The sequence below is a fragment of the Halostagnicola sp. A56 genome, from assembly GCF_000691505.1.
Lineage (GTDB): Archaea > Halobacteriota > Halobacteria > Halobacteriales > Natrialbaceae > Halostagnicola.
Map to the genome: position 1 here is coordinate 445,413 of NZ_JMIP02000017.1, position 20,918 is coordinate 466,330.

Here is a 20,918-nt window from a genome sequence, read left to right on the forward strand (position 1 = left end):
TCGGGGTCAAGCCCGGAGGCTTCCTGATTCAACGACGCGCTTTGCAGACACACGCTGAAAGCCAGCGGTGCCCGTAGGGAGCGCAGTCTCCACAGGCGTGTCTTCGGGCCATCCCAGCCCTAACTCAGAAAAGCCGCGTTGAAGGACGTTCATCGCCGCGTTCGCATCCCTATCTGTTTCAAACCCACACGCTGGACACGAGTGTTCACGAACCCAGATTGGTTTCGCCGTCTCCACGCCACACTTTGCGCACTCTTTCGTCGTCTCAGCGGGTTCGACCTGCACGACGTGACATCCGTGCAGGTCGGCCTTGTAATCAAGGAGGGTGATGAACTGTCGCCACGCCGCGTCCTGCTTGTTGCGAGCGTTGTGCGACTGTTCCAACATTCCCTTCACGTCCAAATCCTCAACAAACACCGCGTCGTACTCACGAACGAGCCACGTCGTAATCTTGTGCTGATAGTCCAGCACCTTCCGACGGATATGCCGCTTGACCTTCGCCACTTCCCGACGCTGTTTCTCGTAGTTGTTCGACCCTTGCTCCTTGCGAGACAGCTTGCGTTGCTCGCGGCGGAGTCGCTCGTACTCGTCTTCGAGGTCGAGCCAGTCCACCGTCTTGCCGTCGCTGGTGTGGACGTAGGTGAGGATTCCGAGGTCGATACCCACGCTATTGCTTGAATCTAACTTGTCCAGTGCAGGTTTCTCGGGTAAGTCAGCATCGTCGGTTTCGAGACCGAACGAGACGAACCAGTCACCGGTCGTCTCTTTTTTGACCGTGACTTCTTTGATGTCCGCTTCGTCAGGGATCTCGCGGTGGGAGCGGATTTTGATGTCACCGATTTTGGAGAGCCAGAGTATCGCGTGTCGGCCACTCGTGTTTTTGAGTTCGAAGCCGGACTGCGAGTATGTCATACTCTTGAACTCCCTCGGTGACTTCCACTTGAGCTTCCCCACCTTGTTCCCGTTCTGTTTCTGCCCGGAGAGACTGTCGAGGTTCTGGTAGAACCGTGTGATGGTTCGTTGCAGAGCCTTCGAGTTGACTTCCGAGAAGACAGGGAACTCGTCTTTCCAGTCGGGAAGTCGGTAATGGTGTTTGTACGCGGAACCGATATTGTCGGCGTCCACGTTCTCGTACTCGTACAGGGTGTAGTTGTACGCTTGGCGATGAACGTCGATGTGTCGTTCCAGTTCAGCCGCTCCCTCTTGTGTCGGGTATGCAGGGTAGCGGTGACTGTACTCCATCGCTGTCTCTTGACTAGGTATATGTTAACTTAATGGTTTGTATCTCTGCCTATTAGATTCAACCCCGGGGTCAAGTCCCGGAGCATTCTCCTAGACCGCTTGTAAACAGCGGCGGGTTCGAATGGCGACGAACGACCGGCGACCACGCGCAACTGTATTACGAACATCCAACGAACGAGAACGATCGAAGACGCGTCACAGTCCCGCTACACGACGAACTCCGAACGGGGACGCTACGGAACATTGCCGACGATGCGGGCGCGCGAAACTTTGACGCCTTCTGTACGTGGATCGACCACAATTCGTGATCGTTTTCCGCTAATTCGGTCTCGAGCGGCAGGCGACGACAAAACTTTCATCTACGAGTGTTGTGTAAGAACACTCATATGAAGGATTTGCTGACGGCTGCGGCTGTGCTGTTCGGCTCGCTGGTTTTGTTTCTTCCGCTGACCGCCATGACGATCATCGTCGCGGCTGATACAGTGTGGATTATCGGGACGAGCGCTCCGCTCCAGAACGACCTCGTCTTCGCGGCCGTCTGCCTCCTCGCGTTGGGTTTCGGATACGTGACCGCGATGGAGATCTGTCGCGTCCGGTTGCACGGGTTCGACCAGCTTCACCGCGGGACGCGCTCCCGGCGACTCGCTCGACACGGCGTGTTAGGTGTCGTCGCGGTCGCAGCAGCCATCGCTCTCTGTCGAATCCTGCTCGAGGCGATATCCGTCGGCTTCGCGAACGACGATCCAGAAATCATCGGGCTCGCTGTCGCGGGGCTACTGGCGCTCTCGTGGGTCGGTGTCCGCTCTCTCAGTGCGTTTCGCGCGGGAATCAGACGATTTCAGAACGGCGCGGCGAAGTGAGCCACTCGAGTCGGTCCTTCCCACCGGCTACAATCCGATCGGAGTCTCCGATACGTTCCCGGACCCTACTCGTAGACGGGCAGTCGCGCCGACTGATCCGACCCTTCGACGAACGGCAGCGGTTCCCGCGTCGCGGGTACCTCCTCGCCGTCGACGCGAACCGTTAGCGTCGCGGCCTCGAGGTCGTACTCGACCGTCGCGAGCGCGATCGGGTGCTCGAGCATCGGGCTCACGTCGGTGCGGGTGATCTCGCCGACGGCGTCGTCGCCGTCGAACACGGCCGCGCCGCTTGCGGGAACTGGTCGGTCGTCCTCGTCGTGCTCGCCGTCCGAACCGGCTTCGCCTCTCTCGTCTCCGTTCGCCGCTCGAGTCTCGAACGAAAGTCCGACGAGACGCTTGCTCGGCCGCCCGCGATTCTCGACCCTCGAGACGACCTCCTGGCCGACGAAACAGCCCTTCTCGTAGTCGACGGCGTGGTCGAGTCCGAGGACGTTCGGAATCCGTCCCTCGAGTTCGGTCTCGAAGAGGGGAGAGCCGGCCTCGAGCGAGAGCGTGTCCCAGGTTCGGTAGCCGAAGGGCGCGGCGTTCAGCCCTTGATTCAGGAGGGTGTCGTAGACGGCCGCCGCGTCGTCGGCCCCACAGATCACCTCGTAGCTCTCCTCGCCGGTGAGCGCGTCGGTTCGGATCACGGTCACGCCCTCGTCGCCCATCGACCCGCGGACGAACGAGTAGCGCTCGTCGGGCGTCGAGGTCTGGTTCAACACGCTGGCGACCTTCTCGGTCGCCTTCGGGCCGTGGACGCCGAAGGTCCCGAACTCGTCGGTCGCGACCCGAATCTCGACGTCCTGGATGAACACCTTCTCGGACCACTCCGAGGCCAGCTCGTCGGCGCGGTCTGGCGGGGTAAACAGTAGCAGTCGCTCGCCCGCGTTGTAGACGTAGAGTTCGACCTCGATGCCGCCCTGGGGATCGAGGACGAGCGCGTAACACCCCTCGCCGTCCGCGCTCGGCACTCGATTCGTCACGACGTTGTCGACGTACTCGAGGCGGTCCGCTCCCTCCACCACGACGACGCCGTAAGCCGACTCGATCAGTCCGACCGCGTTTCGAACGGCCTTGTGTGCCCGCTCCGGCCGCCCGTAGTGTTCGACGACGGCCCGATCGCCTCGGTCGCCGAACGTCGCCCCGTGGTCCTCGTGTCGCGACTCGATAACGCTCATAGGAAACGAGACGGGCCAGACGCTATCAGGCGTTTCGATCTCTCGAGTCCGCCGGCGAGTTCTCGAGGGGGTACTCGGCCGCTCGAGGACACGCGCTGCTCGAAGGGGCGTCGGGTCCTAAAACGGGAGTCGGTCTCGAATCCACTCTCCCAGTGACTCTTCCTCCGCTTTCTCGTCCTCCGAAACGTCGGGAACGACTCGATCGTCGGGTTTGATAACCGCCCGCCCGCCGGTTCGATCGACGTCGATCAGCCCGTCGTCTTTGAGCGTCGCCAGCGCGTCCTCGAGCTCGTCGATTTCGACGGAGACGGCCGCGCGAAGTTCGAAGACGGTCATGCCGTCCTCGAGGTTGTTGACGAGTTCGTCGAGTACCGCCACCTGCGTTCGCTCTCGATCCCGGTACTCAGACTTCGCTTTCATCCAGTCTCGTATTTGTCGACCCGGGATTTGACGTTTGCCGTTCTGTCGTCCCCGCGTCGGTCTTCATCCGCCTTTGACGATTCGTCTGAGAGAACCGATCCGCCTAAAAGAGCTGTTCGTCTGGAAACGTTCGCCCGGAAACTCCCGTTCCGACGTTGTGGGTCGTCTAGCCGTCAACGAGTATACTACTTGCAGTACGTTTTTTATGCCGTGACTAGATACGACTTGATAATGGTACTGCGATGTTCGCTGCTCGGTCACAACTACGGCGAGCCCGAAGTCGACCGCGAGCGCGAAGAACGGGGCAGCGAAGTCGTCCTCACTGTTACCGAGTTTCAAGCGTGTCAACGCTGCGGTGAGCGAAACGTTATCAGCGAAAACACGGAGGTGACGAGTATCGTTCCCGGCGACAGAGCCGCTCGTTCCCCCGACGAACCCGCTGAACCCGGCGAGCAGCGCCCATCGGCAGGTGAATCCGACGGGCAGCAACCGGCCGTCGGCGAATCATCCGGCCAAGAGCCACTTTCCGGCGGCGCGGCTCCGACCCGCGAGCACGAGCCGACCGCCGCATCGAACGCCGTCGGTTCTGCCGACGGTCAGGCCGCGTCTTCGGAACCGGATTCCACTGCTAGAGCGCACGCTGCGGGCGGAGAGTCCGGAGCGACCGCGGCCGAAGACGACGAAGAACTCGAGGTTCCAACGGACGAAAACGGCGACCCGATCGTCGACGACGGCGAGATCCTCGAGGACGAGGCGACTGACTCGAGCGCCGGTGATCGGCGCCACGGCGAGTGGCCCGACTCCGAAGACGTCGGGCCGCCGGTCGAAACGTCCGACGAGCCGCCTGCCTGGCCCGAGGACGAGCAGGCCGACGACGATGTCGATACCGACGACCGGACGGCCGAAATCGAGACCCAGCCCGAAGATGACGCGGTGATTCTCGAGAACGATTCGGACGCTACGTCGGCCTCGGCGAGTGAAACCGACAAACAGTTCGATTACAGCGTCAACGCAGCCGACGAGTCGGAGGCATCCGGGACAGGTCCTGAGGCCGTCACCGGCGTCGACGCCACGGCATCCACTGACGAACGCGAATCGGCCGCCGCGGAATCGACGCGGCCCGAAACCGGCATCGCTAGCGCCCAAAGCGCCCCGGTTCCTGGTGAGAGTTCGCCGACGGACGGCGCGAACACGGAATTTTACTGTCCGCAGTGTACCTTCGTCGCGCCGGGAGACAGTGGATCGCTTCGCACCGGCGACATCTGTCCGGAGTGCAAGAAGGGGTATCTCGGCGAGCGAAACGCGTAGCAAGGCGGCTCCGTATGCACCCGTCCCGATTCGTGACGCGCTGTTTCATCTATAACGGCGTGTTACTGCTCGTGACCCAGCCGTTGATCTATCGTTCAGACCTCAGTCTCGCCGTGGTCGGGAACGCGGTGACGGCTCTCTGTCTTCTGTTCGTGGGGGTGTTTCGACTGTATTCGGAGCAAGAAGAAAAACGACCCGCAGAGTATGGTTCGTTCGCCTCTGGAATGGTACTCTCCTCGCTTCTGGCCACGACCCTCTTTCTGGCCGGTCTCTCTATGCTCCGGTGGTAGGAACCGCGGTATCCGTTTTGGCCTCGAAAAGCGCCTGTCCTCTCGCTCCAATTTCGCGACAGAGTCATTAGAGTCGGTCCCACCCGACGACTGCCCTCGAGCGGCAATTTCGGGGCTCGTCCGGTCAGCGGCTATGAAAAGAGGTAAACACTCCGCCGTATATCTCCAATCCATGAAGGAGTACAAGATGCGACGTGGTGAACACCTCGAGGATCGGATTCCCGACATGGAAGCCACGGTCGAGGAGTACTTCGGACCAATCACCGGCACCGAGGAGTACAAGGGAAGCGACCTCTACGTCATCGGAAAACCGGACAATCCGGTCTTCGAGCGTATCGTCGTCGGCGCGGTCGAGTACTCCGGCAAGAAGGACAAACTCGGTGTCGACTTCGTCGAACAAGACCCCTCCGAACTCGGACCCGACGAACTCGAGGCCGCAGGCGACGCCGTCTCGGCGAAAAACGAGTTCCTCCTCGAGGCGACCGCTCGGGACGCCAAATCCCGACGCGACTCGCTGAAGCGATCCGTCGAGGACGATCCGGACCACGACGTCTAGGCTCGCGGCGTTTCGTTCGCGTCACTTCTCACCGTAAAACGTTCTCGAGCGCTCGCACCGGCGATTGGTTCGCCTTCGAAATAGCTAACAGCGTTCCGCCGTAAGCCCCGACAATGGAGCTACAGGCGTTCGTCTTCGCGACGGCGATCACACACGTCGGATTCGCGGCGTTCGTCGTCGGGCACGCGTACTGGACTGACGAAGACGCCAAATACTGGCCGTATCTCACGCTCGCGTTCGGACTCGCGGGGCTGGCCGGCTATTTCTTCTACGACGAACTCGAGGGAAGCGCGAACATCTGAGCGCGGCGAAACGAATCCGCGACGCGTCGGCGTCCGATTACGGCACTCTTTCAGGCGAGGAAGACGTGCCGCGGTCGGTCGGCCAGCACGTCGCGGCCGAACTCGACGGTCTCTGCGAACGCGTCGCTCCGGAAGAACTCCATCGCGTCCTCGCGCGAATCCCACCGACTGGCGATGAACATGTCGAGTTCGTTCTCGCGGTTGGCCAGCAGATCCGTCTTGCGGTGGCCGTCCATGTCCGCGAGCACGCCAGCCACGTCGCCGAAGGTGTCGACGAAATCCCCGTGGTGCTGGTCTTTGACGGTGTAGAACATCCCCATCGTTCCCCAGGAATCCGACTCGTCGTCGCCGGCCTGTCGGACGATCTCCGGTAGATCCGAGAGGAACCCGGCGGCGGTGCTCGCCGCGCGTTCGGTCTCCCAGAGGCTCACGACCGCCGTCTCGGCGTCGTCGATCGAGCCCTCGTAGACCGCCGTCTTCACGTGCGTGTCGTAGTGATCGAAGTTACTCCGCAAGCCCTCGACCTCCTCGAAGAGGTCCTCGGGGTCGGCTTCCGAGTAGAGGACGACCGCGTGGACGTCCTCGCCGTGTGGCTGGCCCGCGTAGACGCCGACCTCCTCGAGTTCCTCGCGGATGCTCGCGTCGTCTTCGTCGCCGTGACCGTCCTCGCCGCCATGACCAGCGTCGCCGTGGTGACTGCGCTCGCTCGAGTCGCCGTGGCCCTCAGATCCGCCGTGGTGGTGGCCGTCTCCTGTCTCGCCGTGGCCGTGGTGGCCGTGGCCCGAACTCGCGGCCTCCTGGGGGACGAACTCGCCGGCCAGGTACGCGCCGAGGTTCTCGGGTGCGAACCGGCGGCCGAAGAGGAAGCGGCCGAACTCCCCGAAGCGCGAACTCGAGGGGTCAAAGCGCATCTCGTAGAGCAGTTCTTTGATGTCGGTCGGGTCGTCGCCGAAGAGCGTGACGCCCCACTCGAAGTCGTCGAGTCCGATGCTGCCGGAGATGATCTGCGTGACCCGGCCGGCGTACTGCTTGCCGATCTCGCCGTGGCCGGACATGTACTCGGCGCGCTCTTCGAAGGAGAGGTCGTACCAGTTCCACTCCTCGTCGCGGCGCTTGTCCATCGGGTAGAAGTTCGCGTACTCGGCGTTCGGAATCTCGGGTTTGAGCCGCGATTCGATGTACCGGGCGATTCCGGTATCTTCGACCTCGCTGTCCTCCTCGAAGTACTCCTCGGACATGTACCCCGAGACCTCCGTCACCGAGACGTAGGAGTCGACCTGCTCGGTGAACTCCGCGAGCGCGGTATGTTCGAACCGCCGCTCGAGCACGTCCAGATCGGCCGGCGACGGCCGTAGATGCAAGAACATGAGATCGGCCTTGTGCCCGAGGATTCCGTACGTCGCCGAGTCGCCTTCCGCGGCGTCATCGAGTCGTTCGCACGCCGAGAGGTACTCGATGCCCTCCTCGATCGCCTGCTGGCGGCGGCGCTCGGGCGCGTCTCGCCAGGCGTCCCAGTCGATCGAGCGAAAGTCGTGAAAGACGTACCAACCCTCGTCGGTCTGTGGCGGTCTGCGTCGTTCCATGTGTCGGGGTTAGGCCGGGACCGCTAAGAAGGACAGGGTTTTCCCCGGCGTCCGGCGATTCCGGGCGACGATCGCGGTGACCGAAACCATTTACGGCCGCCGAATCAACTCGGGGTAACATGCGGAAAAGCGGGCCGCCGAAGGGACTCATCGCCTATCTCGTCCTCGAACTCCTCGAGGAAAAGCCCCGGTACGGCTACGAGATTCTCAAAGAGATTCGCGACATCAGCGGCGGCCACTGGGAGCCCTCCTACGGCTCCGTCTACCCCATCCTCTACAAGTTCGAGGAGAAGGGGTGGGCCGAGCGACTCGAGCGCGAGGACGAACCCGACCGGAAGTACTTCGAACTCACCGACGCAGGCTTCGCGGAACTCGAGGAAAGGCGCGCCAGCGGCTCTGAGAAGGCTCGAGACTTCGCCGACGTCATCCTCGGCTTTTTCCATGTCTACGCGGCCTTCTCGACGGACGACCGGTTCGAGATCCCGGATATAGAGGGCGAGTGGCGCTTCGACGAGGAGTTCAGCGCCTGGGTCGTCGAACAGGTCGTCCGCCACCACGAACACTACTTCGACGCGGAGTTCGAGCGCATCGAGGACACGCCCGAGGAGTTCTACGAGCGCCACGGCGTCGATCACGACGACGAGTAGGGGAGTCTGTCCCCTACTTGAACCACTCGCTGTTCAGTCTCTCGTCACCGTTCCAGTACCATCGGATGGAGATATAACAGATCGCGAGTACGATGAACAGCGAAACGACCGTCCCTGCGGTGTCCATAGCTCAAAACAGTAACTTATTCTACAAATAACTGGCGGTCAGTTCGAACCGAGACCCACCAGTGCGCTTGTAGACTCCTCTCAGGCGAGCATCCCCGGCGCGAACAACATCGCGAGGAAGCTCCCCAACATCGTGATACCGACGGCCGTCGTGACGACGCGAATCATGCCTCGAGTCGCCTTGATCGGCAACCGGGAGGCGATCGCTTCCGTACTCGTCCGGAGGATGTGGCCCCCGTCGAGCGGGAACGCCGGAATGCAGTTGAAAAAGCCGAGCTGGACGTTGATCCAACCGGTCCAGAACAGCAGGTTCGCGGCGACGAACACCGGTCCGTCGCCGAACGCCGCGAGCGCCCCCTGTGCCTCGTAGAAGTTCTGGACGCCGCCGGTGAAGCCGGCGAAGTTGAACGGAAGCAGGGAAGTGATGCCAATAATCGGGAGGAACAACACGAGGGCGGCCTTTCCGAGGAACGAATCGACGATCCCGCCGCCGAACCCGCCGTCCTGCTCGCCGCCGAGAATCGCGAGGTAGTCGCCCGCGGGGTAGTACTGCACGCCGAGATCGTTCATCGAAATCCCCGAGGCTTCCTCGAACGTGCTCTGTGCGCCGATCAGTCCGTAGTCGAACTCCGGATGCTCGTCGAGAGTCACGTCGTACTCGACGCGTTCACCGTCGGCGTAGCCCGAGACGGCGACGTTCTGACCGGGTTCGGTCTCCGACAGGAAGCTGCTGAGGTCGTCGGTCGACTGGATGCGTTGGTCGTCGAGCGCCGTGATCGTGAGCGGTTCGTCAGTCGACGCGCCCGCCTCGGCGAGCGGCGCGTCCGCGGCGACCTGCACCGTCGAACCGATCGGAACATCCTCGAGCTGGACCGTCTCTCCGCCGTCGCCGCGTTCGACCGTGAGCGCGACGGTTTCGGCGTCTCCGACGGCGTCGTAGAAGCCGGCTTCCGTGCCGACCTCCTCGCCGTCGACCTCGAGAATCTGATCGCCGACGCCGACGTCGACGGGGCCGCCCTCGATCGCGGCGGTCACGAGCAAGGAGCGCTCGACGGTCGTCGTTTCCTCGCCGTTGAGTTCGATCTCGACCTCCTCGTTGTCGGTCTCTGCGAGCAGGCTCTCGAGGTCGCCGTTGGATTCGACCGGCGTGCCGTCGACGGCGGTGATCCGATCGTTCGCGCCGATCTCGGCCGTCGCTGCGGGAGAGCCGGGTGCCGAGCCGGCGATCGTCGCGCCCGGCGCGACGGCGATCGAACCCGCGACCGGGCCGAACAACAGCGCGAACGCGACGATCGTGATTGCGAAGTTGTTCGTCACGCCGGCGGCGAACATGCGCGTCTGCCCGCCGCGGCTCGCGTTTCTCGAACTCTCCTGTTCGGGCTCGACGAACGCGCCGATCGGCAAGACGGCGAGCATCGCGACGCCCATCGAATCGATATCGATGTCCTCGACGCGACAGAGCAGCCCGTGTCCGCCCTCGTGGACGACCAGTCCGACGAGCAATCCGAACACGATGCCCGGCGTCGCAGAGAGCGGGAGGAAGTCGTTGACGCCGGGGATCACGAGCACGTTTCGGGGCGTCTGTACACTCGAGGGCTCCGAGGACATGATCGCGCCGAAGGCCGCGAACAGCAGGAAGACGAACATGCTCCCCATCACCACGATGGCGATGCCGACGCCGAAGTTCGCCCACGCTCGCCAGAACCGCTTCGGTTTCGCGAGCCAGTCGAGAAACGCTCGACCGCGTTTCGTGTGAACCGTCAGAATGGGCCCCTGCGTCTCGACGTACGACGGGAGCCACCCTCGATTCCGAAGCGCGATGATCCCGAGCCAGTAGGCCGCGATACCCACGAGAATCCACGATACGATTCCGCCCGACGTGATCGGCTCGAGGAACGCAGGCGACGCGGCTGCGAGGGGACCGTACTCCATTATCACTCTATCGGGGTGGCGTTCTCAAATGGCTTTTGTCTGTGAGCGACCACCGTTCGGCAGTCGCTGAGATGACTTCGCAGTCGGTGATGAGCGATTCGCAGTCGGTGATCGGCGGTCGGCGGCCGTCGAACGCTTCGAGCAGACCGCGCTGATCGATCGGACTTATCGCTCGCGTCGCAGTCGTGCGACGACGAACTCCCGATCGACCTTCGCGAGGAACGGTCCGAGTTTGGGTCCCTGTTCTTCGTCGAAAAAGAGCCTGTAGCCCGCGCCGAAAAAGGAGCCCATGTCGACGTCGTGGCGCTTTGCCGTCTCGTAGATCTCTTCTTGAATCTCGTCGGGGCCGTGACCCTCCTCGACGAAGTCCGCGAGCTCCTCGAGTGCGATTTCGGTCGTCGCGTCGAAGTCGTGGTCCGGGATCGCTTCGCGTTTGAGTTCGTAGTCGAACTCGTTTTCGGTGCGACGCGCCCAGTTGCGGGCCTGCTCGACGCGACCGAGCGCATCCTCGATCGCTTGCTCTGATGCGTTTTCGGGAATGTGGCCCTCTCGGCGGGCGATCTCCTCGCGAAGGGCCGGATCGTCGGTCATGCCGAGCACCGCGGCGAAGGTGTAGGGCAGCCGGATCCGGTCTTCGTCCGGTTCGTCGACGACCAGCGGGTACACTCGTTCTGCGAACGCCCGCTCGTCCTCGCTCGCCTCGACTTCGCCGTAGTACACCGCCTCGAAGCGGTCGAATTCGTCGACCAGCAGGTCGAGCCGTTCGACGCTGAAGTCCCGAGCCTTGCTCGGATCCTTCGTGAAGAAGTATCGGAGCACTTCCGGCTCGATCAGTTCCAGTACGTCCGAGACAAGAATCACGTTCCCCGCCGAGGAGGAGAACGGCTCGCCGTCGAGCGTGAACCACTCGTAGACCATCGGAACGGGCGGTTCGATGCCGAGAACGTTCTCCGCGACGTCGATACCGCTCGGCCAGGAGCCTTCGGCGTGGTCCTTACCGAACGGCTCGAAGTCGACGCCCAGCGCCTGCCACTGGGCCGGCCACTCGAAGCGCCACGGCAGCTTTCCGTCCCGAAGCGTTGCGGTTCCCTCGTGGCCACAGCCTTCGATCGTCTGGTCGCCGGCGTCCATGTCCGTACAGCGGTATTCGACGGTTCCCGCCTCGAGATCGACATCGGTTACCGTCTCCGTGATCTTGCCACACTCCTCACAGATGGGGTTGAACGGGACGTACTCGCCGTTTTCCTCGACTTTGTCCTGATACTTCGAAAGCACTTCTCGGGCGGTGTCGCGGTTCTCGAGAACGTGTCGGGTGATCTCCTCGAGGTCGCCGCTCTCGTAGAGTTCGGTGGTCGAGACGAACTCGATCGGCACGTCGACGGCCGCCGCGCTGTCTTCGATAATTTGTGAGAAGTGATCGCCGTAGGACTCACAGCACCCGAAGGGGTCGGGGATGTCGGTGTAGGGCGAGCCGAGATTCCGGCCGAGCGCGCCGGCGTTTACCTCGCCCAGATCGACGAGGTTCCCCTCGAGGTCACAGAGCGTCCGCGGGAGCCCCCGAAGCGGGTCGCGGTCGTCGGCGGTGAACACCTGCGTGACCTCGTGGCCGCGTTCCCGAAGGACTTCGGCGACGAAGTAGCCGCGCATGATCTCGTTTACGTTCCCGAGGTGGGGAACGCCCGACGGCGAGATGCCGCCCTTGATCACGATCGGCTCGTCGGGATCTCGGTCCTCGACCCTGTCTGCAACGTCGTCGGCCCAGAAAGCGTGGTGGGTCTCGCTCCCGTCCTCGCGCTGGAGCGTGTAAGGACTGCTCGAGTCGGTCGTTTCGTCGGCATCCAGTTCGGTCGTTTCCGCAGTGGCGGCCGGTTCGTCGGCGCCGTCCGGTGCGCTCGACGCTTCAGTGTCGTCCGGCGCGTTCGGTTCGGGGCTCATTGCTCGTCGCTCGCCCAGTAGGTCGGCTCCTCGCCCGCCCGCTCCGGAATGACGTCGGTCCCGTCGTGTTCGCCGCGTCGAACGGCCTCCGCGATTCGGTCCGGATCGGTGCCGTCGAGCACGATCGTGCGCATTCCCGACCGCTCGATGATTTTGGCCGCAAGCAGGTCGACCGGTGCGGACGCCCCCGCGTTCATCTCGAGGCCCGCGATCACGTCGACGAGTTCGCTCGCGGTGAGTTCGTCATACTTCGTCGCCCCGTCGGTTTCGTTGGGATCATCACTGTAGACGCCCGAGACGCTTGTCGCGTAGATCAACAGATCCGCGTCGACGTACTCCGCGAGGGCCGCCCCCACGGCGTCGGTCGTCTGGGCGGGTGCGACGCCGCCCATGACACAGATGTCCCCCCGGCGTAGCGCCTCACTGGCTTCCTCGTAGTTGTGTGCGGGCGCGGTAACCGACTCCTCGCTGAGTGCGGCGATGAGCAATCGGGCGTTCAGCCGGGTCACGTCGATCCCGAGCTGATCGAGTTCGATCTCGTTGGCGTCGAGTTCGCGAGCGGCGCCGATGTAGTCCCGAGCGACGCCGCCACCCCCGACGACGGCGCCGACGCGACACCCTTCCGAGACGAGGGTTTCGACGACGTCGGCGTGTTCTGCGACTCGAGCCGAACTCGGGTCGGGCACGAGAACGCTGCCACCGATAGAAACGACCACTTTCATACTACAGCGGTGTAGCGTGGTGGCGGGCTTAAGGATTATCAAGCCCGCCTGCGAGAGGGTGTGAGTCTCTTACACTCCCTCGACGATTCGTCGACCTCGGTCGCACGCGTCGGAGCTACTCCGCTGGGGCGGGCCCCTCGGCGCGGGCGACAGCTACAAACGCGAACGCGCGCTATCGGTCACGTATGCACGTACTCGGAGTTCTCGACCGAGCCTCGAGCGACCCGTCGCGCCTCGAGGCGGTCGTCGACCGCGTGGTCGATCGGCTCTCTCGAGCGGGGCGCGTCGGCGTCGTTCGATACGACGCGACGATCGCCGACGGGGCCCACGAATCGCTGACTCCCGGCGGCGACGTGACCTACGAACTGGGGGCCGACGGCGACTGGGCCGCTGCCGGAACCGGCCTCTCGATCGGCGACGCGCTCGATACGCTCGCTCGAGACTGCGCGTACGCGGTCGTCGTCGGCGTCTCGATGCCGCGGTATCCGTCGGTAGTTGTCGCCGAGTCGGACGACCACGCCGAGAGCGGCCCCGTCCTCGCGTCGATCGCCTCGCCCGCCGACCTCGAGTCAGTGCCCCTCCGCGAGGAACTCGAGGGCTACGAACCACACGAAACCCTCGAATCGCTCGTCAGCGAGCTAAAGCGCTCACCGAAGGCCGATCGCGCCGGTGCGATCGCGACGTTCACCGGTCGGGTGCGCGCGAAAGACGATCCTGAAGACGATCGGACGGAGTACCTCGAGTTCGAGAAGTACGAGGGCGTCGCAGAACAGCGGATGGCTGCGATTCGCGAGGAACTCGAGGCTCGAGACGGCGTCTACGAGGTCCGCATGTACCACCGAACCGGGATCGTCGAGGACGGCGCGGACATCGTGTTCGTCGTCGTCCTCGCCGGACATCGTGCGGAGGCGTTTCGGACGGTCGAAGACGGGATAGACCGGTTGAAAGACGAAGTCCCGCTGTTCAAAAAGGAAGTAACCGTCGCGGACGAATTCTGGGTGCACGATCGGACCAGCTGAGTTTCACTCGATTACGAGAGTTATGTACCAACTACATATTCGTGTGGAATTATATAATTGGGTCTCGTGACTTTCAATCCGGAAATAATGTATTAGATGCAGTTATAAAACTTAGTCCCAGTTATTCTAGATGGCTTAATCATATTCGCAGATGATGGAGAAAAACAGATTACAGCTCTGAAGGATCAATAGAAGTACAGGTACATGGGGATCTATTACTCACCGAGATAACAATTTGAGTTGTCTTTTTTATCTGAATTAAAACCAGGGCCAACATAGTCCCAAGTCTTAGAGCAATATTCAAGAGGATCTCCTGGGTCTCCCGGATCTGCAACAGATGGCACCGCACCACTCGCCATTACCCCACCAGGCATCATCACGATCACCTCTGTCGAACTATCGAAGTCGATCGGTTCGTTCGAACCGACGGCAATAGTGCTCCCGTCTTCGAGCGTCAGTTCGATCGGTCGGTGTTCGCGGATGACCGACAGTCGGCCAGTACTCGAGGCATCGCCGACTGTTGCGCTCACTTCGAAGCGTGCGTACTCGCCCCGAACGTCGACGTTCCAGCTGTTGAGTTGGGCGAGGTAGAACGACGGCGGGGTCGGAATAAGCGGCATACCGGGCCATCCAACTCGATTGTCGGTGTGGATCGCCAGTGAGGCGTGTTCGGTTTCGCCATCGACGTCGGTAATCGTGTCGTTTTTCGGTCGAATAGCTGGGTCCCTGTCCTGACTGATGTTTTCGGCGGTGAGGTACGTCGGCGACCCGGCGACCTCGAACTGCGCATCCTCGAGCACCGGCGAGCCGTCGATTTCGTCCGGTTCGTACGAGACGTCCGCATTCACCGCGTTCTGCGTAAACGCGAGGACATCGTCGAGCGATTCCGTTCCGCTGCCGCCGGCGTCGTCAACGTAGTCGCTCGTCTCGTCTACTTGCTCCTCGTAGGAGGTTGCGACGAGGTCGAGCCAGTAGTAGATTCGATCGAAGTACGCCTTTCGGACCTGTGCAGTGGCTACTTCCGCCGGCGTCGCATAGGTTTCGTTCCCGATACCGTCGTAGACGAAGTCGGCTTCGTGTTCAGTTCGAACATGGTCGATCGCCCGCGCCGGCGGCGTCGGCGTATCGAGGAGCTCCGTCCGTTCGACTTCGAACGGCTCCGCCTCGAGCGTCTCGAGGAAGTCACGATGGGTATCCTCGAGATCGGTCCCGAGTTCCTCGAGCAGGTCCGTCGCCGAGTTCGGCTTGAGCTCCTCGAGGGTTGCGGTGTAGGTCGATTCGTCGGTCGTCAGGTCGGTTTCGATATCGTCCTCGAGCGCTCCCGTCGACGAAATCTCGTCTCCCTCGAGCGACTCGATTTCGGCCGCAAAATCGTCGGAGAGTCGAGCCGACGATTCCGCCGTCGTCAACTCGGTAATCGCCAGTTCGAAGCCGTTCTCGAAGTTAGTTCGCCAGCTATCGTTTCGGGAGCCCGGTTCGTAGTCGCGCTCGAGCGGACGGTCCGCGACCGGAAATTCGCCATGGTCGTAGTACGCTCCCTGCCGATAGAATCCGTACGCACCGTCGATATCGATCTGTGCCGTAAGCGACACCGACCGATCGGTGCTGAACCGTCTAGTCGCTGGCGTCGTGTTTTCCGGATCGTCGGCTTCCCATATCTGGGTTCTCTCGAGTTCGAGGTCGGCCGTGACATCGATCTCGTGGAGGGTTCGATCGCTCGAGGTCCCGTTTTCGAACGTTTCGTGATCGACGCGAACGTCCGAGACGGAATCGACGACAGTGGAATCCGAAGATTCGGTGTAATTGTCCCGATCGTCGGGTGATCGGCTGGGAGGGAGACCACCCGAAACGTCTATCGCGTCCGTATCGCGCTCGAGGTCGACCTGGTAGAGTTCCTCGACAATATCGCGAACGCTCCGGTCGTACTCGTCCGAACCGGCGGGGAGGTTGGCGGCTTCGCCGTTCGTCCTCGGGGAAATGTTTCCAGCAGCCATCTCTGCGCGGGTCTGTTCTTCCATCCATTCGACCATATCCATCTCTTCTTCAGTGGAGTACTCCAGATACGCTGCTCGTGAAACATCGCCGAGGGGCACCTCCTGTGAGCCGTTCATGACGCTCAGTTCACCGAGACCACCGCGGATCAACTCCGACAGCGGCGGTACTTCGGGGAGTTCCCCCGTCGCGTTGTCTCCGAAAATCCACTCTTGTACTGCACCACCGTCACAGAGTTGTTTTTCGATGTCGACGACCATCGTCTCGTTTTCGACTTCGTCCGGGTCGACGCCGAATCCGGTCGTATTTGGATCGACAAGCGAGTTCTCACCATCGTTCTGATTGGACCGCTTCCCGCTCGCGATGTCGGTCCCTATTTGGGTCGCCATACAGACAAAACCAGGTCGCATCGTCCGGTCGGCGTACGGATCCTGCGTCCCGAAGACATCGTTCTGGACGTCGAATATCGCATGGTTGGCCAACACCTCCGCGTGCTTGACGTCGATTACCTCTTCGAAGTCGTGTTGGTCGGGCGTTCGAGTCGGCTGCGTGCGATCCCAACCCGCCTTGAAGTACGCGAACGGATACAGACGCGCACCGAGGTGTTGTCCGAGCCCATCGACGTCCGAGTCGAGCGGTTCGTCGAAGAAGCCGGCGTTCAACTGGCTTTCGTACTCGGTCAGCCGGTCGTGCAGTTCGAACACCGGCGTACCGACGCTCACCGTAATCGAGCGAGTTTGCTCGAGCGTTTCGATCCCGCCTTGGGTTACGCGAAATTCGACGTCGTCGATCGTCGCGTCGACGATGCCAGCCGCGATGTCGTCGTCGAACTGCCCGATATCGAGGGCGACACGATCGATCGCCTCGTCGGGATCGATCGACGCTCCAGACCCGGACGCTGTCACGGGCGGTATCGAGACGTTCGTCCGAGTATCCGATCCGACAGTACTACCGGCGTTCGACAGCGTCTCGGTCGCCTCGAGGTAGACGAGGAGTTTGACGTAGTTTCGGAATCGAGCCTCCTGATCGGGCGCGTCAGCGATCGCATCGACATCGCTCTCGTTCGCCGAGATGACCGGTGCCGTTCCGGCCCGATAGCTCGCCTCGAGGACCGCGGTTCGAAGCTCTCCCTGGGTCGCAGCCAACGCCCGATCCATCGCTCGGTCGGTCTGTCGCTCGAGGACCGGTTCGGATCGGGTTTCGAGCGTCGCGGCGATCATCACGCTCGAGACCAGAAGGAGAACGGCGATCAGCGAGAAGGGGACCCGACCGCGTTCGTCGAGGTCGATCGAAACCGTTGAGGAATCGTCTCGGTCGGCGGTCATTGCTCCCACGTTTGAACTGTGACATCGACGGTCTCTGGTGAAACGATTCGTTGAAAGACTTTCTCGAGTCTGTCGACGACGGTATCGGTCGACGATTCGGCCCAGATCCGATCGATTTTCTCGCCGATCGGACCGTTTCGCATGTCGGCTGCGATCCGAGTGCTCAATCCATCGTCGGAGTCGATATCTCCGACAAGCGTTTCGTTTGCTGCCGCCGCGTGTGGCGTACGTTCGCCGACGTAGTCGTCGATGTCGACGCCGACGGAATCCGCCACTTGCCTGTACTCGTAGACCGCGACGGAACGCTCGGTGAGCGAAGACTCGAGCGCGTACTGGGTCTCCTCGAGTGGGAAATAGCCCTCGACGATCGCCTCGGCGATAACGGTTGCAACCGCGTCGTACCCGTCGGCACGGTCGTCGTCGACGAGCGGCGTTCCGACGGCGCTCGTTTCCTCGCGTTCGAACTCACGCGCCAGCGTTTCGGAGTCGAGATTGGGAATGCCACTCGAGACCGTCGTACTGACGCTCGAAACGTCGGCGGTCGGCGGTGGTCGTTGACCTGTCGTCGCGGTTCCGCTGAGCGACGACCCCTCGTAGGGACTCCACGTTGCGACCGCGTAGACGTTGTTTGCAGTACCACCGTCTGATCCTTCAGTACCGATGTGCGGCCCTGCAGTGCCAACGTGTGACGCTCGGATCGAGGAGTCGACGGCGTCTTGGTAGACAGCACCGTACGCGAAGAAGTCACTCCCATCGAAGCCGACGTTCGCGAGCGCAGCATCTGCCAGCAGACCGATCGAAGAGCCGTAGGTTGTCACCTCGTAGAGACCGTCAGATACCGTCGTATCCCGATTTCCTGGAGGATCGAAGGTGTCGCTCTCGACCGTCGAAACACCAGTCTCGTTCGTCTCTTCGAGATCGTAGACGACGGTACTCGTCGTCGCACTCATGCTCTCGAGGGCCTGTTCCGGGTGCCCCTCCCGTGGTGACTCGTCGGGGCTGTAGAGAGCCGTTCCGAGAAGCAGTACGCTCGCGCTGATGACGAGCAAGGCGAGCGTGATATCCACGACGGTGCTCACGCCGCGGTCCGTCGAACGATACATTAGGACCACACCTCCACCGTGAGCGTCCCGGATCGCACGTCGGCTTTCGTCTCGATTGTGACGGGAACGCGCCGGCTCGCGACGCCGGCCGAGTTCGGTGGGTCGTCGACATCCTCAAGCGAGAGGGAGTGACCCCTATCGTCGAAGCGCGCCTCGGCGACCGTTTCCGGAGTGCCGTCGGTGTAGACTTCGACGGCAACGTGGCTGTACTTTCCGTTCGGAACGGCGTCCGGTCCGATTTCACTCGAGACGTTTCGAGGGCGCTCGTGCGCGAGGTAGACGCCATCGTCCTCGAGGTCGGCCCACACGAGGTCGACCGCCGTCTCCTCCGGTGTTCGCTCGCTCGTTCCCGGAAGCGTATCGGTCACGTACGCGCCGTAGATTCCGATCCCGACGGCGAAGGCGGAAACGGCGACGAGCGCGGCGATCGGTTCGGTCTGTCCCCTATTCGCTCGCGGAGATAGCATACTCACCTCTCGATCGGGGTATTCGACACAACGAACGGGCGACGTAACAGCGAAGAGACTGTCCCCGCCCATCGACAGCAGTGACGTTTCGAGACATATCGATGTTGGTCCCGAATTCATACTTAAACTACGGCCTCGTTCGAGCCACTTAGCCGAGGTCGTTAGTCCACCGAAGCATCGCCAGTTTCCGTAGGATGGACATCATCGGTCTCCCGAGGCGTCACTCGCACGCGGGCTGGCACCGCCGTGTGCAGTCTCTCGCTCTCGGATCCGCCCGGCGTGCGTCGTCTCCGTCGCATCGTCTATCACGACGACATCGCCGGGAGCGTCGGGCATTCGCTCTTCTATCGTCGCGTTCATGTACGTCGGTCGGGCCCGCTCAAGCGCTTCGAGATCCGGCCGTGAGGTGAGCCGATGCGAGAGGACGATATCCGACTGCGAGATTCCGACCGCGGGGACGGAACTCGGTCGCTGGGTCGCCGCCACGAAACTCACGCCCGGTGCCCGCCCGCGCGTCAGGATCGTCTCGAGTGCGGGCCCGGCCACGCCGTCGAAAAACGTGTGGGCTTCGTCGACCACGAGCCACGGTAATCGATCGACCGAGTCCGTGACTCGAGCGCGATAGAGCGTTTCTGCGACGCCGCGACAGATCGCGTTCATCGGTGCGTCGTCCATGCCGGAAACGTCGATGACGGTGACTTCGGGTCCACAGATGTCTTTTGCCGCGGTTCCCCCGCTTTCGAATACGCCCCACGATGCCGCGAGATCGAGGTGATTGGTCGCCGCGCGAACGTCGGAACGCGGGGCGTCGGCCGACTCGATGCGGTCTCGCATCGCCTCGAGTGTCGCGCGTTCCTGTGCGGCCCGCCAGAGTAACCCGCCGGCCCCGCTCTCGGGATCGAGACCGACAAGCGCACACCACGACCGCGGATCGAGCGTCGACGGGTCGATGGCGGGACGATCGAGTATCGTCGCGAGGATGTCGTCGTCAGGTGAGGCGGCGAGCGTATCGAACACGCCCATCGGATCGATGAGGATGGGAGCGACGCCGGGTACCTGTGCGAGCGCCTCCGCGAGAACGCCGAGCGTATACGACTTTCCGTAGCCGCGTTTCCCGACGACCAACGCCGCATGTGGACCGTCCAGATCGAGGTACAATGGCGCACCCGCGCTGCCGTCGAGGGCGCGGTAGTGGCCGAGGTGACCGACTGGCCCGTCGGCTTCGTCCGCGCCGCGGCCGATTACGAATGTCACAGCGAGGCTTGCCGACGTATCCGGTATAAACTACAGCGTTGCTGCAACGCCAGGCCGTGTCGGTCGTCACTCGAGTTTATATACGAAGGAGAAGCATCGCTCGGCGTGAACGAGCGACGAGACGAACGACAGAGAGTATGAAACAGGAATGATTAAATACGTACTCGCGATCGCTCTCACCGTCGGATTGTTGCTCCTGTCCGTCCCGGCAATCGACGCCGCCAGCGAGCGACGAACCGAGCGACAGCTCGAAGCGATGACGGCAGACCTCGAGACCGCAGCAGTCTCGCTCTTCGAGACCGAAGAGGTGGCCCACGCCGGTGCACCCCCACCGCGGCGAACCGTAGCGCTCGCGCTCCCGGAATCGTCGATGACGACCGCTCCCGTCGACACCCTCCGAATCGAGCGCGTTTACGACGAGACGAGCATCGTTACCTACGCGGCCGAAGGGAGATCGGAACACCGCGAATCGATCGCCGTGCCGATCGCCTCGGGCGTTTCGGCGGCAAACGAGAGCACGACACTCGGCGACGCGAGCGGTGACCTAACTGTCGTACTTCGACTCGAGACGGACGCAAGCGGGGAGCCGATCGTCATCCTCGAGCGCATCTAAGA

Annotated in this window: 20 protein-coding genes; 9 read left to right on the forward strand and 11 right to left on the reverse strand. The window is 62.4% G+C overall.

The window, feature by feature from the left end; genetic code table 11:
* Nucleotides 1–6 precede the first annotated feature (6 nt).
* On the reverse strand, nt 7–1,242 hold the full coding sequence (locus tag EL22_RS09365) for an RNA-guided endonuclease TnpB family protein (RefSeq protein ID WP_050051226.1): 1,236 nt from the start codon (nt 1,240–1,242) through the stop codon (nt 7–9).
* Nucleotides 1,243–1,298: 56 nt separating this feature from the next.
* Here EL22_RS09365 and EL22_RS18985 point away from each other — a divergent pair, with 56 nt between their 5' ends.
* Both EL22_RS18985 and EL22_RS09370 read left to right on the forward strand, forming a co-directional pair.
* Nucleotides 1,299–1,550, forward strand: coding sequence for a type II toxin-antitoxin system HicA family toxin (locus EL22_RS18985; protein WP_082146741.1), 252 nt, complete (start codon nt 1,299–1,301; stop codon nt 1,548–1,550).
* Between the two features lie 78 nt (nt 1,551–1,628).
* The gene (locus EL22_RS09370; protein WP_050051227.1) at nt 1,629–2,102 is read left to right on the forward strand and encodes a hypothetical protein; all 474 of its coding nucleotides are present in this window, start codon (nt 1,629–1,631) and stop codon (nt 2,100–2,102) included.
* A gap of 65 nt (nt 2,103–2,167) precedes the next feature.
* Here the strand turns inward: EL22_RS09370 and EL22_RS09375 are convergent, their stop codons facing one another.
* Nucleotides 2,168–3,322 carry an aminomethyltransferase family protein gene (locus EL22_RS09375; RefSeq protein ID WP_050051228.1) on the reverse strand — a complete coding sequence of 385 codons (1,155 nt, stop codon included), beginning with the start codon at nt 3,320–3,322 and terminating at the stop codon, nt 2,168–2,170.
* Between the two features lie 117 nt (nt 3,323–3,439).
* The gene (locus EL22_RS09380) at nt 3,440–3,742 is read right to left on the reverse strand and encodes a DUF6432 family protein (RefSeq protein ID WP_050051229.1); all 303 of its coding nucleotides are present in this window, start codon (nt 3,740–3,742) and stop codon (nt 3,440–3,442) included.
* Nucleotides 3,743–3,973: 231 nt separating this feature from the next.
* On the opposite strand from EL22_RS09380, the gene EL22_RS09385 reads away from it, so the two are divergent.
* The 4 genes from EL22_RS09385 to EL22_RS09400 all read left to right on the forward strand — a co-directional run bounded on the left by EL22_RS09385 (nt 3,974) and on the right by EL22_RS09400 (nt 6,198).
* Nucleotides 3,974–5,050: a hypothetical protein gene (locus EL22_RS09385; RefSeq protein ID WP_050051230.1), complete on the forward strand. Its 1,077-nt coding sequence runs from the start codon at nt 3,974–3,976 to the stop codon at nt 5,048–5,050.
* 14 nt (nt 5,051–5,064) lie between these two features.
* A complete protein-coding gene (locus tag EL22_RS09390; protein WP_050051231.1) occupies nt 5,065–5,340 on the forward strand; it encodes a hypothetical protein in 276 nt (91 codons plus the stop codon).
* Between the two features lie 172 nt (nt 5,341–5,512).
* Entirely contained in the window at nt 5,513–5,896 is a 384-nt protein-coding gene (locus EL22_RS09395; protein WP_050051232.1) for a DUF5611 family protein, read from the forward strand.
* 113 nt (nt 5,897–6,009) lie between these two features.
* On the forward strand, nt 6,010–6,198 hold the full coding sequence (locus EL22_RS09400; RefSeq protein WP_050051233.1) for a hypothetical protein: 189 nt from the start codon (nt 6,010–6,012) through the stop codon (nt 6,196–6,198).
* A gap of 50 nt (nt 6,199–6,248) precedes the next feature.
* On the opposite strand, the gene EL22_RS09405 is transcribed toward EL22_RS09400, so the two are convergent.
* Nucleotides 6,249–7,781: a heme-binding protein gene (locus EL22_RS09405; protein WP_050051234.1), complete on the reverse strand. Its 1,533-nt coding sequence runs from the start codon at nt 7,779–7,781 to the stop codon at nt 6,249–6,251.
* A 119-nt stretch (nt 7,782–7,900) separates the two neighbouring features.
* Here EL22_RS09405 and EL22_RS09410 point away from each other — a divergent pair, with 119 nt between their 5' ends.
* The gene (locus EL22_RS09410) at nt 7,901–8,428 is read left to right on the forward strand and encodes a PadR family transcriptional regulator (RefSeq protein WP_050051235.1); all 528 of its coding nucleotides are present in this window, start codon (nt 7,901–7,903) and stop codon (nt 8,426–8,428) included.
* A gap of 207 nt (nt 8,429–8,635) precedes the next feature.
* Here EL22_RS09410 and EL22_RS09415 read toward each other — a convergent pair whose 3' ends face one another.
* The 3 genes from EL22_RS09415 to pyrH all read right to left on the reverse strand — a co-directional run bounded on the left by EL22_RS09415 (nt 8,636) and on the right by pyrH (nt 13,143).
* Nucleotides 8,636–10,486 (reverse strand): site-2 protease family protein, encoded by a 1,851-nt coding sequence (locus EL22_RS09415; RefSeq protein ID WP_050051236.1) that lies wholly within the window; start codon nt 10,484–10,486, stop codon nt 8,636–8,638.
* A gap of 165 nt (nt 10,487–10,651) precedes the next feature.
* Nucleotides 10,652–12,421 (reverse strand): lysine--tRNA ligase, encoded by a 1,770-nt coding sequence (gene lysS, locus EL22_RS09420; protein WP_050051237.1) that lies wholly within the window; start codon nt 12,419–12,421, stop codon nt 10,652–10,654.
* On the reverse strand, nt 12,418–13,143 hold the full coding sequence (gene pyrH, locus EL22_RS09425; protein ID WP_050051238.1) for a UMP kinase: 726 nt from the start codon (nt 13,141–13,143) through the stop codon (nt 12,418–12,420). The genes lysS and pyrH overlap by 4 nt, the downstream gene beginning before the upstream one ends.
* Before the next feature lie 185 nt (nt 13,144–13,328).
* Here pyrH and EL22_RS09430 point away from each other — a divergent pair, with 185 nt between their 5' ends.
* The gene (locus tag EL22_RS09430) at nt 13,329–14,162 is read left to right on the forward strand and encodes a molybdopterin synthase (protein ID WP_050051239.1); all 834 of its coding nucleotides are present in this window, start codon (nt 13,329–13,331) and stop codon (nt 14,160–14,162) included.
* A 215-nt stretch (nt 14,163–14,377) separates the two neighbouring features.
* Here the strand turns inward: EL22_RS09430 and EL22_RS09435 are convergent, their stop codons facing one another.
* The 4 genes from EL22_RS09435 to EL22_RS09450 all read right to left on the reverse strand — a co-directional run bounded on the left by EL22_RS09435 (nt 14,378) and on the right by EL22_RS09450 (nt 20,303).
* A complete protein-coding gene (locus tag EL22_RS09435; protein WP_050051240.1) occupies nt 14,378–17,479 on the reverse strand; it encodes a hypothetical protein in 3,102 nt (1,033 codons plus the stop codon).
* On the reverse strand, nt 17,476–18,582 hold the full coding sequence (locus EL22_RS09440; protein ID WP_050051241.1) for a hypothetical protein: 1,107 nt from the start codon (nt 18,580–18,582) through the stop codon (nt 17,476–17,478). Before EL22_RS09440 ends, EL22_RS09435 begins: the two co-directional genes overlap by 4 nt.
* On the reverse strand, nt 18,582–19,049 hold the full coding sequence (locus EL22_RS09445) for a hypothetical protein (RefSeq protein ID WP_156184084.1): 468 nt from the start codon (nt 19,047–19,049) through the stop codon (nt 18,582–18,584). The genes EL22_RS09440 and EL22_RS09445 overlap by 1 nt, the downstream gene beginning before the upstream one ends.
* Before the next feature lie 201 nt (nt 19,050–19,250).
* Complete coding sequence (locus EL22_RS09450; protein ID WP_050051243.1) at nt 19,251–20,303, reverse strand: ATP-binding protein; 1,053 nt, start codon at nt 20,301–20,303, stop codon at nt 19,251–19,253.
* A 148-nt stretch (nt 20,304–20,451) separates the two neighbouring features.
* Here EL22_RS09450 and EL22_RS09455 point away from each other — a divergent pair, with 148 nt between their 5' ends.
* Nucleotides 20,452–20,916: a hypothetical protein gene (locus tag EL22_RS09455; RefSeq protein ID WP_050051244.1), complete on the forward strand. Its 465-nt coding sequence runs from the start codon at nt 20,452–20,454 to the stop codon at nt 20,914–20,916.
* The last annotated feature ends 2 nt before the right edge of the window (nt 20,917–20,918 follow it).

What these genes read in the sequence shown, in the direction of transcription:
- EL22_RS09365 (WP_050051226.1), bottom strand. Translation starts at nt 1,242, where the DNA reads ATGGAGTACAGTCACCGCTACCCTGCATACCCGACACAAGAGGGAGCG.
- EL22_RS09370 (WP_050051227.1), top strand. Translation starts at nt 1,629, where the DNA reads ATGAAGGATTTGCTGACGGCTGCGGCTGTGCTGTTCGGCTCGCTGGTT.
- EL22_RS09375 (WP_050051228.1), bottom strand. Translation starts at nt 3,322, where the DNA reads ATGAGCGTTATCGAGTCGCGACACGAGGACCACGGGGCGACGTTCGGC.
- EL22_RS09380 (WP_050051229.1), bottom strand. Translation starts at nt 3,742, where the DNA reads ATGAAAGCGAAGTCTGAGTACCGGGATCGAGAGCGAACGCAGGTGGCG.
- EL22_RS09385 (WP_050051230.1), top strand. Translation starts at nt 3,974, where the DNA reads ATGGTACTGCGATGTTCGCTGCTCGGTCACAACTACGGCGAGCCCGAA.
- EL22_RS09390 (WP_050051231.1), top strand. Translation starts at nt 5,065, where the DNA reads ATGCACCCGTCCCGATTCGTGACGCGCTGTTTCATCTATAACGGCGTG.
- EL22_RS09395 (WP_050051232.1), top strand. Translation starts at nt 5,513, where the DNA reads ATGAAGGAGTACAAGATGCGACGTGGTGAACACCTCGAGGATCGGATT.
- EL22_RS09400 (WP_050051233.1), top strand. Translation starts at nt 6,010, where the DNA reads ATGGAGCTACAGGCGTTCGTCTTCGCGACGGCGATCACACACGTCGGA.
- EL22_RS09405 (WP_050051234.1), bottom strand. Translation starts at nt 7,781, where the DNA reads ATGGAACGACGCAGACCGCCACAGACCGACGAGGGTTGGTACGTCTTT.
- EL22_RS09410 (WP_050051235.1), top strand. Translation starts at nt 7,901, where the DNA reads ATGCGGAAAAGCGGGCCGCCGAAGGGACTCATCGCCTATCTCGTCCTC.
- EL22_RS09415 (WP_050051236.1), bottom strand. Translation starts at nt 10,486, where the DNA reads ATGGAGTACGGTCCCCTCGCAGCCGCGTCGCCTGCGTTCCTCGAGCCG.
- lysS (WP_050051237.1), bottom strand. Translation starts at nt 12,421, where the DNA reads ATGAGCCCCGAACCGAACGCGCCGGACGACACTGAAGCGTCGAGCGCA.
- pyrH (WP_050051238.1), bottom strand. Translation starts at nt 13,143, where the DNA reads ATGAAAGTGGTCGTTTCTATCGGTGGCAGCGTTCTCGTGCCCGACCCG.
- EL22_RS09430 (WP_050051239.1), top strand. Translation starts at nt 13,329, where the DNA reads ATGCACGTACTCGGAGTTCTCGACCGAGCCTCGAGCGACCCGTCGCGC.
- EL22_RS09435 (WP_050051240.1), bottom strand. Translation starts at nt 17,479, where the DNA reads ATGACCGCCGACCGAGACGATTCCTCAACGGTTTCGATCGACCTCGAC.
- EL22_RS09440 (WP_050051241.1), bottom strand. Translation starts at nt 18,582, where the DNA reads ATGTATCGTTCGACGGACCGCGGCGTGAGCACCGTCGTGGATATCACG.
- EL22_RS09445 (WP_156184084.1), bottom strand. Translation starts at nt 19,049, where the DNA reads ATGCTATCTCCGCGAGCGAATAGGGGACAGACCGAACCGATCGCCGCG.
- EL22_RS09455 (WP_050051244.1), top strand. Translation starts at nt 20,452, where the DNA reads ATGATTAAATACGTACTCGCGATCGCTCTCACCGTCGGATTGTTGCTC.